Here is a 12,270-nt window from a genome sequence, read left to right as displayed (position 1 = left end):
TACTCATCGTTATGGAAGGGCTGCTAGCAGCAGACAATGCACTTGTCCTCGCGATCATGGTGAAGCACCTGCCAGAGGAAAAAAGGAAAAAGGCTTTATTTTATGGATTGGCCGGTGCATTTGTTTTCCGATTCGCATCACTATTCATTATTTCGTTCCTTGTGGATGTATGGCAGGTTCAGGCCATCGGCGCACTGTATCTATTGTTTATGTCAGTGAACCATATTCTCCGGAAAACCATCTTTAAGAAAATAGAGCATTCGGATGAGAAGCCGTTAGAAGAAACAGCGAAAAAGAGCGGTTTCTGGATGACAGTTTTAAAAGTTGAAGTGGCTGACATTGCCTTTGCTGTAGATTCAATTTTAGCAGCAGTAGCATTGGCTGTAGTGCTTCCGGAGACACCACTTCCGGAAATTGGCGGAATGGATGGCGGCCAGTTTCTAGTGATTTTTGCAGGCGGAATGATCGGATTGATCATCATGCGATTCGCTGCAAATATGTTTGTTACACTACTGGAAAATAGACCTGGACTTGAAATTGCCGCATTCGGAATCGTTGGCTGGGTAGGGGTTAAGCTTGCTGTGCTTACACTTGCCCATCCTGCTATTGGTGTATTAAGTGAAAGCTTTGCACACTCATCTGAATGGAAGCTTACTTTTTATGCAGTGCTAGTCGGTATTGCAGCAGCAGGCTGGTTTTTATCAAATGAAAAGACTACTGAAGGAGCCAGAAAGGCTTCCTGAATACAATACGATTAGGTAAAAGAATCCCTGAAGTGCAGCTATCCTTTTGAAGGTAAGCTGCATTTTGGGGTTTCTTTTTTACATTTGCCGATTATCTTTTAGAATGATTGTTTCCAGAGTAGAGAAATTTTACTGTTGTTATTTTCCAAAAGAAGACGAGATATGTGTTTTTTAGCGATTATGCGTTAGTTGGTCTTTATAGGGGTATATTAAAAAAATAATTAAATTTCCATACGTTTTATTCATGAACTTATTTTTTTTATAGGAGGTGTTCGCCTTACATATGTAAGGCTTGCCCATTGATTATTACAAATTTGCTTTTAGTTGCACTATTAATCGCATTAACAGGCTTTTTCGTGGCAACTGAATTTGCCATTGTAAAAGTTAGAAGTTCGAGAATAGACCAGTTAGTTTCAGAAGGTAAGAAGGGAGCAGAGGCTGCAAAGCATGTTACGTCACATCTAGACGAGTATCTTTCTGCCTGTCAGCTTGGAATCACCATTACCTCACTAGGATTGGGCTGGCTGGGTGAACCGACGGTTGAAGCAATGCTACATCCACTTTTTCAAAAATGGGACCTCAATCCTTCTCTATCACATATTTTATCATTTGGGATTGCGTTTGCTTCTGTAACCTTCCTGCATGTGGTTGTGGGGGAACTAGCGCCGAAAACAGTTGCGATCCAGAAAGCAGAATCCGTCACAATGACCTTTTCAAAGCCTATTATTTTATTCTATAAAATCATGTATCCATTTATATGGATTTTAAATAATTCGGCACGTCTGCTGGCTGGATTGTTTGGTCTTAAACCGGCTTCAGAGCAGGAATTGGCACTTTCTGAAGAGGAGTTGCGCATTCTGCTTTCTGAGAGTTATGAAAGCGGGGAAATTAACCAGAATGAATTGAAATATGTAAATAATATTTTTGAGTTTGATGAGCGGATAGCCAAGGAAATCATGGTGCCAAGGACAGAAATCGTCACATTGGATATTTCTGATACCATAGACACGATCATCGATGTAATTCAACTGGAAAAGTATACTCGCTATCCAGTTATTGAAGGCGAAAAGGATAATGTACTGGGCATGATCAATATTAAAGAGATTCTTACGGCAAAACTGACACAAAAGGATTTGCACAAGGAATCTATATTGAAATCATTCGTAAAACCCGTAATCCGTGTCATTGAAACCATTCCGATACATGACCTTTTGGTGAAAATGCAAAAGGACCGTATCCATATGGCGATATTGATCGATGAATATGGCGGTACATCTGGACTCGTTACTGTCGAGGATATTCTGGAAGAAATCGTCGGCGATATTCGCGATGAATTTGATGCAGATGAGATCGCGGAAATCAGGAAAGTAAAAGAAGGCCACTACTTGTTCAGTTCAAGAGTATTAATTGGCGAGGTCAATGATTTGCTTGGTACCCATCTTTCAGATGAAGAGGTAGATACAATTGGCGGCTGGTTTATGACTAAAAATCTTGATGCTCAAATAGGAGATGAAATAGAAGAAGAAGGGTACCTATTTAAAATTATTGAAATCGATGAATATCATATTTTATATTTGGAAGTAACCAGGATAGAAATTGATTAAAGCCTCCTAAAAGGGGCTTTTTATTTTTTTCGAATATTTATGTGAGACAAAACACAATCTGGCAAGCCTTTGGATTTATCAGTGGCGGTGGCTAATTTTGGCAAGTTCTAAATATGTTTCGAATTCTTCCTGGAGTGGGTATTAACTTCATTACCGGGACAACCGGATGAATCGTAAAAAACGAAATGGAGGAATTACACATGACTAAAAAAGTAGTTGGAGTATACGATAATCAAACAGAATTAATCGAGGCAATTGAAGAATACAAAAACAATGGTTATGCAGTTCAGGATTTCTCAATCATTGGAGACACTACGGAGCTATCATCAGCACTTGAGAGCAGAACTGGTGTTACAACCGAAAACCTTGGCACAAATGATACTTATGATCATAAAGAAGGAGGTTTCTGGCAGAGCTTAATGACAGCATTTGATGCTGACAGAAATCTTGGAGGCAACGAACCATCGATTTCAGACCGCTTAGTTGGCCTTGGACTGACAGACGATGCAGCAAGTGAATATGAAGCGGATGTACGAGCTGGCCGTATCATCTTGTTAGCTGAAACGAATGCATCTGGTTTAAATACAGGACAGACAGGATATGCAGCTGATACAACTTTGACAAACACAGGAGTTACAGGTGCATATGATGACACAACATTGACAAATAAAGGTGTTACTGGTGAGTATGATGCAAATCGCTATGATACTGATGAACAGACTTTAAGATTAAGAGAAGAGCAGCTGGATGTATCAAAGGAAACGGTCCAGACTGGTGAAGTAGAAGTGCACAAGCATGTTGTCGAAGATCAGCAGAAGGTCAATATCCCGGTAACTCGTGAAGAAGTTTACGTTGAACGACGTGAAGTAAACGAAGCCGTTTCTGATGTAGACACTGTAATCGATGACGGTGAAACAATCCGTGTACCAATCATGGAGGAAAAAGTAGAAGTCACTAAAAAGCCAGTCGTGACTGAAGAACTTGTCATCGGCAAGCGAGAAGTAACCGATACTGAACAAGTCGTTGAAACTGTTAAGCGTGAGGAAGCACACCTTCAAACAGACGACGACCGTCTTGTAAATGACTTAGACCTTAAAAACGATAAGAATCGTCTTGTAAATGACTCCGACCTTGATCGCGACGGATTCAAGGACAGATAATGAAGAGTTAAATACTCATTTAAACCGACAGGCTTAATGCCTGTCGGTTTTATTATGTAATAAAGAGGACCCAGAAAAGGAAAAGCGAATGCAGCTGAAAATGCTTTTTTCATATATTAAAGAGAATAAAAAGATTATCGGTGAACGAGTATTCCGAACTCACCATAAAATTTTTGAGAGAAATAAGAAAAGACGCCCCGAAAGGCGTCTTTTCTGCGTATTGAGGCGAATGACTGCACGCCACATCGTGCATTTCCAATAAAGGAGTGTCAGTCGGCTTACACAATTCAGCTCATCGCTCAATAACTATACCATTATTTCAGAAGTTAGTGCAAGTGGAAGATTTTTCAGTGGATGAATCTGTATGTTTACAAAGTGTCGTTAACAGGGTAAAAAAGGTGGAAATCAAAAGAGAAAGGATAACAGCATGAGAAAAAAGACAGCGTTTATTTTATTCCTGATTACTCTACTAGCGATTCTGGCTGCCTTTTCGATTTATGATGAAAGACAAGCGAAGCACCCGGGAGATAAGAAGGTAGTAGCATTTGGTGATTCACTGACATACGGCTTCGGTGATGAAAAAGGTTCTGGTTATATCGATACACTGGATAAAAAGTTAAATGAACAAAATAAAGAGGATTTTGATTTTACCAATGAATCTATATATGGACTTGAATCTTCGGGTATCTTAAAACAATTCTCAGATATTACTGTAAGCAGCAAGCTCGATGATGCGGATTATTTTATCCTGTTTATAGGAACCAATGATTTACTTAACAGCAATGGCGGTAACCTTGAAAATCCCAATCAAGAGGAGATTGATAAAGGCAAGGAAGTGTACCTCCAAAACCTGAAGGCAATTATCAACATCCTAAAAGAAAGAAATGAAGATGCGCCAATCCTACTTCTAGGGCTCTATAACCCGTACCCAGACTCGGATCAATTAGAAACCATTTTAGATGATTGGAACAAGGATATTATTAAAGTCATTCAAAAGGAAGAACAAATCATGTATATCCCTACAAATGATCTGTTTAAAGGCAAGGAAAAGAAGAGCTATTTCAGCGATTCACTGCACCTGAATGATAAAGGCTACAAATTGATTGCAGATCGAATTCTAGAGAAATATGATTTTAATTAAAAACCAACCTGCCTGGCAAATGCTTTTTGCCAGGTTTTTCTTTGAAACCTTGTATGGTTGTAATTCGTTATATAATAATAGAAGAAGAGATTAGGTGAAAGGAAGCAAAACGTGAAAATTAAACTATTTGGAAGTGCGTTCATTTCTTTCATATTAATATTGATGGCGCTTCTGTTATATTATCAATTTCTAATAAATCCAAGTATCAATGAAAATGTCCCTTTGCCACAGGATTTGCATCCAAAAGTACAACAAAATAAAGAAACATTGATCCAGCAGGCAGCTGATAAAGGAATAAGGGTGATAGTAACGGATGGTTTCCGCAGTTTTCAGGATCAGGATATGTTATATGAAAAAGGCAGGTCTGCGGATGGTTCAATCGTTACACATGCCAAAGGCGGAGAGTCATTTCATAATTTTGGATTGGCGATTGACTTTGCATTGCTGACCGCAGAAGGTAAAGCAATCTGGGATATAGCATACGATGGTAATGGTAATGCGCAATCAGATTGGATGGAAGTTGTAGCTCTGGCGAAGGAGCTAGGGTTTGAATGGGGTGGAGACTGGACACATTTTAAGGATTATCCACATTTAGAAATGCGATTCGGACTATCGATCAATGAGTTGAAGCGGGGGAAACGTCCTCCGGAAGATTCACTTACTGCCTCACAGAAATGAATATACCAAGCATGGGCATCACTAGTAAAAGTGATGCCTCCTTTTTGTTTTAAAATGATTTATGATTTATCAGCAAAAAGGAGATGGATTCATTCCATCTCCTCGGAGGTCAGTTGTCAGAGTGTCAGGGTTTCAGGTTCACCATTGTCATTCATTAACCTGATCGTATCTGCCTTAATTTCTAAAATAATAAAATTAGGATCTTGCGGGTTTTTAATCCACTTTTCCATTTTCTCGTTCCAAAATTTATCCTTCAAATTCTGATCTTCCCTGATAGATGCTTTACCCTGCACTTCAATGTAGGCATCGCCCATCCCATCCCCTTCATAACCAAGCAGGATATGAACATGAGGATTCTTTTCAATCTCCTCAGCTTTATATGTTTCCTTACTGGTAGGTGTGTAAAGGGTCAAATCCTCATTAAAAAAAGTCATGTAGCGAGAGTGAGGTTTATTACCTTCCACAGTAGCCATCGAGCCGACCTTTGATTCACCAAGTACTTTTAAAATCCTGTCTTTTAATTTTTGATTGTCCATATTGATTCCTCCTTTAGGCTAATGGTTTTAATATTCTCGATAATGAAGAAGTTAAACCACTTTTTCACATTATAAAAGCCCTGTTTGAACAGGGCTTCATTTTATAAATCATTATCATAATCAACATTGAACTTTTTTTCGCTTGAAGATGAGTCCTTTGTATGATGCCCATCCTTTTCTTCTTTCTTCTCCTGGTTAAGATCTTCCATCGGAATTGGATCCACTGTTAATTCGCTTTCGAATCGATCATGAAGACTTTGTTTTGTTGTTTCATATTGCTCGGGATTGTCCATATTTTGTGTGTTATCAACAGGCACTGGTTTTTTTTTGTCCTTTTCCATTTTTACCACCTCATTATTTTTGCTGGGTTAATCTTGACTGTTAACTTTCTCTGAAGGGCACTAGCTTCCTCATGCGACACAGGGAGTCTCCTGGGTGCATATTGTAACTGTGGTGATAATATAAAATTACCCTCTTGTCTGGATCTGAAACTAGTGTGGAAATAAGACTATTCTATTAGTGTTTTTACCAACCAAGCAACGTACTTTCGCTACTCATGGAACAGATCAAAGTCTTATAGCTTCGCTTCCCTCATATAGTTAATTATGCGGGTCTAATTAACGGAATATGGAGGGGGAGAGTGATGATCATTATCAGGTTTCCAGATGCTCTCGGCAGCCAGAAGCTCCAGAGTTTATCTGGAAAACAAAAAGAGATATATGAATACCTGGACAGAAACTTGACCATGTTTGAGTATGAAACCACCAATCAGCTCCTATTTGAAATAAGGCTGCGTGAAAATATTGTTGAATCTGCAATGAAGCTAAAAGACAGTGGTGTCGCTTTTACTTCATTTACTTATTCAAAATTCAATCCAGTTTACTGGACCAGGATCCCCAGTGGCTATCTTTTAAAACCGAATGTGCTGCCCTCCACCGCAATTAATGATATATATTCAAATGGCCAGGAATATGGATTTGAATGTTCAACGGCAATGGTGGTCATTTTTTATAAAGCTGTATTGGATTCAATAAGGTTGGGTGATTTTAATCAATTATTTGGCGGGTTGCTTGTCTGGAATTGGAATTATGATTCAGATCTGGCAATCATAACGCTCGAGGGCAATGAGTTTATCCCGGGAGACGTAGTATACTTCATGAATCCAGATTTTGATAAGCCAATTTGGCGAGGAGAGAATGCTGTTTATCTTGGCAAGGATTTATATTTTGGTCACGGAGTAGGAATTGGAACTGCAGATGAAATGGTTAAAGCACTTAATACACTACGCAAGGAAGGTGCTGTAACTTCAGCTTATATGCTCCAGCAGCATAGCCGGTTGAATTTTAAGTATTTGTCCCAGTTTTCAAGCAAATAATCCCATATATGTGTTAAAGACTGGCTATGTGCTGGTCTTTTTTGCTATTTCATATTCCTCATTTTTCTTAAATCAAAATCGCGTAGAATTTAGAAGGCATAGTTTTAAAAATTGGGGGAATAAAAAAAGAGACATAATATATACATTTCTAAATTCCAATTGCGGAATTTATGGGCATGTTAAAAAGGGAGTTTTTGGCAATGAAATTATCGAAGGTGCTTGATGCCCTCGACGGCTGTATAAAAAATGCAAGAAATGAAAAAGACCCAAATCTTGCCGGAATCCAAATGGATTCCCGTAAGGTAAAACCAGGAGACTTATTTGTTGCGATAACAGGCTTTCAAATAGATGGTCACAAATTTATTAATGAGGCACTGGAAAAAGGCGCATCTGCCGTTATTGGGGAAATTGAATTAAATCTTGCAGTTCCTTATGTGCAGGTAATGGACAGCAGGAAGGCACTAGGAAGGGCGGCCAGTGTATTTTATAACCATCCATCGAGAAATCACAAAGTAATCGGGATTACCGGAACGAACGGAAAAACGACCGTCTCTTATATATTGAAGCACATTCTGGAACATGCGGGTAAAAGCTGCTCATTATTGGGAACAGTGTCTTATATTATAAATGGCAAAGTGTACAAGCCCTCAAATACTACACCTGACGCACTGCAGATTCAGGAACTGATTGCTAAAAGCAAAGATGAATTCGTTATCCTTGAGGTTTCTTCCCACGCTCTTAAGCAACACCGCATTGAAGGGTTAGAGTTAGATTATGGATTATTCACAAATCTTTCGCACGATCATCTTGATTACCATCCAACAATAGAAGATTATTTTGAAGCAAAAACGCTTATGTATAATTACATGAAACCTAATGGTGCAGGGATTGTCAGCAGATTAAGCGAATGGGGGGACGAGCTCACCAGCATGCTTGCAGTGAAAGAAATTCCCGTCTATTCTATTGGTTATGACGAGGGCAATGACCTGAAAATACAGGACATAACATTGAATGGACAAACTAAATTTGATATTAAACTTGGTAATGCCGTTTATACAGTAACTTTCCCATCACCTGGCCTGCATAATGTTTATAATGCAGCAATGGCCTTTTTAACTGCTGTTAAAATAGGCATCAGGCCGGAGGTAATCATCGATGCGCTTAACTCATTCCCTGGCGTGCCTGGCCGATTCGAAATGATATCACACCCAGAGGGAGCAACATTCATTATCGACTATGCCCATACAGAGGATGCGATAGAATATTGCCTCCAGGCTGCAAAGGAACATAATGCTGCGAAAATCAAGCATATATTCGGTTTTCGTGGAGATAGGGACAAAAGTAAAAGAGAACCTATGGTTAAGGCGTCAGCCATGCTGAGCGACGAATTTATTTTGACGTTTGATGATTTGAATGGTGTTCCACCAGAGGTAATGCTTAATGAACTTCAAGATCTCAATGATAAATTTGGCAGCAATAAAGGGCAGATTATCACCGACAGGACTTTGGCAATCCAGTTGGCCTGGGAAAATGCCAAGAATGGTGAATGGATTCTAATTACCGGAAAAGGCCCTGAAAAATACCAATCAGATTACGAACTTCCTGCATCATCCGATAAAGAGACATTATTGTATCTGCAAAAATTGAAAAGCAAAGAAAAGGTCATTGGCTTTAATTAAAACAGGCTGAGTTACATACAGCCTGTTTTTTTTGCAATAGGATGATCCAATCTTTTTTAAAGAAACTTTATCAAAAAAGAAATTCAGTATTGCTAAGAAATTAAACTCCATCAGTTAAAAAGACACAAATTATTCTTCTTAAAATGACAATAATATGAAATGTGAAGTAAGTCACTCCTATTTTTTCCCTGCTTCTTTTAAGATAAAAGTAAGGTGACAACACATCCTTAATAACTGGGAGGAGGTATCTCAATATGAATAAAAATGAAATTTATAAACTGCTCGAAGAAGTGGAGGAACCAATGCTTGGAGTGGATATTGTGAACCTTGGTCTAGTATATGAGGTTTGTGTCAAGGACGATGATGATGTTGAAATCGTCATGACCACCCGGAATGAAGATTGCCTTCTGGCTGATTATATTGCGCTGTCTGCTCGGGAACATCTGGCTGAACGTATTGGCAATTATGATAAGATCGATATAAAGATGGTGACTGCTCCAAAATGGACACAAGACCGAATGTCTAGATATGCGAAGTATATTCTGGATTTGTAAAGGCGATTCTACAGACTAAAAAGATTGCCGCTTAGTAACATTTTTAGTCTGTTTTCGTATATATTGATGCAAAAAAGCGAAAAGCCAATTAGAGGAAATATAGTGGAATTGTTTCCATACCCCAATATATTTTGACCTTTTAACGAATTGTCTTTTAGAATAGAGTTGGGTAAGTATTGGAGGCATCAAGATGATCTTAAAAAGAATTGCTGGCATAAGCATATGGAAATTGAACAGGACATTAAAAAAATTGGCATTTGCGAGGATGGAACTGGAAAAACAGATGCGCAAGGAATTGATTGTCGTATTGTTGGAGCCAAAAAAAGAAAAAGTGCTCGCAACGCCTGAGGAAAAGAAAGACATCGAACAAACAATCATGACACTAAATGGCTTTGAAACATTAAGACTGTGTCTGCTTGAAGATTGTAAACCTGTGTACATGGAGAAGGTTACCCAGAGCGGTGTTTCAAGGTGGCTGGAAATACCGGTCGAACCATTAATTACATACGAATTCCTGAATGAAGCGTCAAAAAATCATGAGCAGCTAATCGGGTAGGGTAAAGCGGAAAGGAGCCAAATTGGCTCTTTTTTTTATGGTCTATTCGTAAAAAAAATATCAGAATCGATTTCCTTGAAACCTAAAATTACCGCTGAAAACAAAACGATTCATTCGATGAAAAGAATATGGGCTCAATTTTTTTCAGGCGTTTAATTGCACAAATGTCTATGCCTGAATAGGATATAGGGACATAAAAAAAGGAGGTTGTTACGATGGGTGATGCATGCGGATTTGGCGGCGGTTTCGCTTTGCTAGTTGTTTTGTTCATTCTCTTAATTATAATCGGAGCGTCTTGGGGTTACGGTTACTAAAAATTGAATAATCCATGCTTAAAGGAGGTCATACTATGTACGGTGGCTGTTGCGGTTACGGCTATGGAGGAGCAGGCTATGGAGGAGCAGGCTATGGCAGCGGTTTTGTGTTAGTCGTAGTTCTGTTTATCCTTCTAATTATTGTTGGTTGTTCTTTCCATCATTAAGAAAGAAGGGAAGTGCTTGGATTTTCCAAGCACTTTTTTGCTGTTCGTAGGGTTCAACAGTTTCAAGTTAGTCATTAAGGATGATGGAAAATAATAACCAATCTGTTATTTTGTAATAAAGTAAAAAAATCTGAAAATAGTGATTCTTTTTTTACGCTCATTCGTCTAACTGTTTGGAAAAAGGGGGGAGAAATTTGCGCGATCAATACAGTATTCTTTTCCAACAAGTTTACGAGGAGTACAGTGACAAGGTTTATGGTTATCTCTTATTGCTGACTGGAAAAAAAGAAGTTGCTGAGGATTTGACCCAGGAAACCTTTTTAAAAGTGTACAAGCACTTGGAACATTTCAATGGTGATTCACTAATATTTACCTGGTTAGTGAAAATTGCCAGAAACGTCGCAATCGACTATTTAAGAAGGGTGAACAGGCTGCGTTTCTTTTCATTGGACAAGTTTTCCATCCAGTCCAACCAGCCATCACCAATTGAAATCATCGTCAAAGGGGAGAAAACTTCTCTCTTGTACAAAGCGATTAAATCTTTGAAGCTAAGTTATCAAGAAGTATTGATTTTAAGGAAAATTAAAGAGTTTTCAATAAGGGAAACTGCTGTAATTCTTGGCTGGAGCGAGAATAAAGTAAAAATCACAACATCCAGGGCAATGGCTGCATTAAAAAAAGAGTTAAAGAGAAGAGGCGAATTAATTGAAGAGATCATTTGAACTTGAAGATAGCTTCAGGAGTCTTAATCATATACCAAGGTCTGAGATTCAAAAGCGTAAAACCTATAATAATATAGTGGAAAAGGGGAGTCCGAATAAACAGTCCAAGGATTTTTTTAGGAGTTGGGCGAGCTCAATCTTAACGATTACCATGCTGCTGGTCAGTTCAAGTTTCCTGTATATCCAAATTATCAACCCACTGAATATCCAGCAATCCTCTGTGAAACCAGTGGATCATTTTGCAGCAGGGGAAGTAGTAAGAACTTATTTGTCAAAGTCTGATTCAGATCATTATTTTACCCTTAAAAGTAACCCGACCAGAGTTGGAGTAACAATTTTAGATGACGAGATTTGGATGGGAAACATTAACGAAGCCCTGAATAGAATGACGGAAGTCCCAAATGCCCCAACTGGAAAAAATATATATGATTTTTTAATTGTGTTTGAAGGCAGGGAGCCAGCAGAATGTAAGCTCTGGATAAATGAAAGAGAATTATATATAAAGGAACTCAAGGGTGAGCAGGTCTTTAAAGTCGATGCAGAACAAGCAGGTATGATTATAAAAACAGTGGAAGATATCGAAAAACGGGTTCGATTTTAGAACCCGTTTTTTATTTTGATTTAGCTTTTAAAAAAGTTGACTTACATCTGAACTTGGAATAATTAGTTATGAGCAAAACAATGGATGACAAACAAATTTTTTAAAAATTGGCTGTGCTAAAAGTAATTGTTGTTTTATAGCATCTGTTGTTTGGAGCGGAGGGGACTCTCGACTACTGGAAAATGCTACCGTATTTCCTTTGTGTTCTACAGAGTTACCTGCCTCCCGCGGAAAACGAGTCTTTGGTGCGGAAATCAAAGTCTGATTTTACATAGCCAAAAAATTAAATGTTTATCAATGTTTATGAACGGGTAGTAGTTAGGTTGTATTAAATATCAACTTGAATATACAGGGGGAGAAACATGAAGAGGGGTCTGGCATTAATTCTAGTATCATTTTTATTAATTGGTCTGCTTGCAGGATGTTCTGGAGAACAAAAG

Annotated in this window: 15 protein-coding genes; 13 read left to right on the top strand and 2 right to left on the bottom strand. The window is 38.5% G+C overall.

What is annotated here, in order from left to right; genetic code table 11:
* The 5 genes from WB217_RS04755 to WB217_RS04735 form a co-directional block, all read left to right on the top strand.
* Positions 1-743 (top strand): TerC family protein (locus WB217_RS04755; RefSeq protein ID WP_423991134.1); only part of this gene is annotated, 743 nt, incomplete at its 5' end.
* Between the two features lie 299 nt (positions 744-1,042).
* Entirely contained in the window at positions 1,043-2,347 is a 1,305-nt protein-coding gene (locus tag WB217_RS04750) for a hemolysin family protein (protein WP_423991132.1), read from the top strand.
* Positions 2,348-2,547: 200 nt separating this feature from the next.
* A complete protein-coding gene (locus WB217_RS04745) occupies positions 2,548-3,507 on the top strand; it encodes a YsnF/AvaK domain-containing protein (RefSeq protein WP_423991130.1) in 960 nt (319 codons plus the stop codon).
* A gap of 427 nt (positions 3,508-3,934) precedes the next feature.
* The gene (locus WB217_RS04740) at positions 3,935-4,648 is read left to right on the top strand and encodes a GDSL-type esterase/lipase family protein (RefSeq protein WP_423991128.1); all 714 of its coding nucleotides are present in this window, start codon (positions 3,935-3,937) and stop codon (positions 4,646-4,648) included.
* A 111-nt stretch (positions 4,649-4,759) separates the two neighbouring features.
* Complete coding sequence (locus WB217_RS04735; RefSeq protein WP_423991126.1) at positions 4,760-5,326, top strand: M15 family metallopeptidase; 567 nt, start codon at positions 4,760-4,762, stop codon at positions 5,324-5,326.
* Positions 5,327-5,442: 116 nt separating this feature from the next.
* Here WB217_RS04735 and WB217_RS04730 read toward each other — a convergent pair whose 3' ends face one another.
* Both WB217_RS04730 and WB217_RS04725 read right to left on the bottom strand, forming a co-directional pair.
* Positions 5,443-5,862, bottom strand: coding sequence for a pyridoxamine 5'-phosphate oxidase family protein (locus WB217_RS04730; protein WP_423991124.1), 420 nt, complete (start codon positions 5,860-5,862; stop codon positions 5,443-5,445).
* 101 nt (positions 5,863-5,963) lie between these two features.
* Positions 5,964-6,203, bottom strand: a complete 240-nt coding sequence (locus tag WB217_RS04725) for a hypothetical protein (protein WP_423991122.1) — start codon at positions 6,201-6,203, stop codon at positions 5,964-5,966.
* A 302-nt stretch (positions 6,204-6,505) separates the two neighbouring features.
* Between WB217_RS04725 and WB217_RS04720 the strand changes: the two genes are divergently transcribed.
* From WB217_RS04720 to WB217_RS04685, 8 genes are all read left to right on the top strand, one after another.
* On the top strand, positions 6,506-7,237 hold the full coding sequence (locus WB217_RS04720; RefSeq protein WP_423991120.1) for a protein-glutamine gamma-glutamyltransferase: 732 nt from the start codon (positions 6,506-6,508) through the stop codon (positions 7,235-7,237).
* A gap of 200 nt (positions 7,238-7,437) precedes the next feature.
* Positions 7,438-8,916, top strand: coding sequence for a UDP-N-acetylmuramoyl-L-alanyl-D-glutamate--2,6-diaminopimelate ligase (locus tag WB217_RS04715; RefSeq protein WP_423991118.1), 1,479 nt, complete (start codon positions 7,438-7,440; stop codon positions 8,914-8,916).
* A gap of 254 nt (positions 8,917-9,170) precedes the next feature.
* A complete protein-coding gene (locus WB217_RS04710) occupies positions 9,171-9,470 on the top strand; it encodes a metal-sulfur cluster assembly factor (RefSeq protein WP_423991116.1) in 300 nt (99 codons plus the stop codon).
* A gap of 190 nt (positions 9,471-9,660) precedes the next feature.
* Positions 9,661-10,026 (top strand): hypothetical protein, encoded by a 366-nt coding sequence (locus tag WB217_RS04705; protein WP_423991114.1) that lies wholly within the window; start codon positions 9,661-9,663, stop codon positions 10,024-10,026.
* A 215-nt stretch (positions 10,027-10,241) separates the two neighbouring features.
* Positions 10,242-10,340: a YjcZ family sporulation protein gene (locus WB217_RS04700; RefSeq protein ID WP_423991112.1), complete on the top strand. Its 99-nt coding sequence runs from the start codon at positions 10,242-10,244 to the stop codon at positions 10,338-10,340.
* Between the two features lie 14 nt (positions 10,341-10,354).
* Positions 10,355-10,507, top strand: a complete 153-nt coding sequence (locus WB217_RS04695; protein ID WP_423991110.1) for a YjcZ family sporulation protein — start codon at positions 10,355-10,357, stop codon at positions 10,505-10,507.
* A 194-nt stretch (positions 10,508-10,701) separates the two neighbouring features.
* Positions 10,702-11,229, top strand: a complete 528-nt coding sequence (locus WB217_RS04690; RefSeq protein WP_423991108.1) for an RNA polymerase sigma factor — start codon at positions 10,702-10,704, stop codon at positions 11,227-11,229.
* Complete coding sequence (locus tag WB217_RS04685) at positions 11,213-11,830, top strand: hypothetical protein (RefSeq protein WP_423991106.1); 618 nt, start codon at positions 11,213-11,215, stop codon at positions 11,828-11,830. Before WB217_RS04690 ends, WB217_RS04685 begins: the two co-directional genes overlap by 17 nt.
* Positions 11,831-12,270 lie beyond the last annotated feature (440 nt).

The sequence above is a fragment of the Mesobacillus sp. genome, from assembly GCF_049588175.1.
Lineage (GTDB): Bacteria > Bacillota > Bacilli > Bacillales > Cytobacillaceae > Mesobacillus.
The sequence above is the reverse complement of the archived record's forward strand: the minus strand, read 5'-3'. Positions and strand labels throughout refer to the sequence as shown.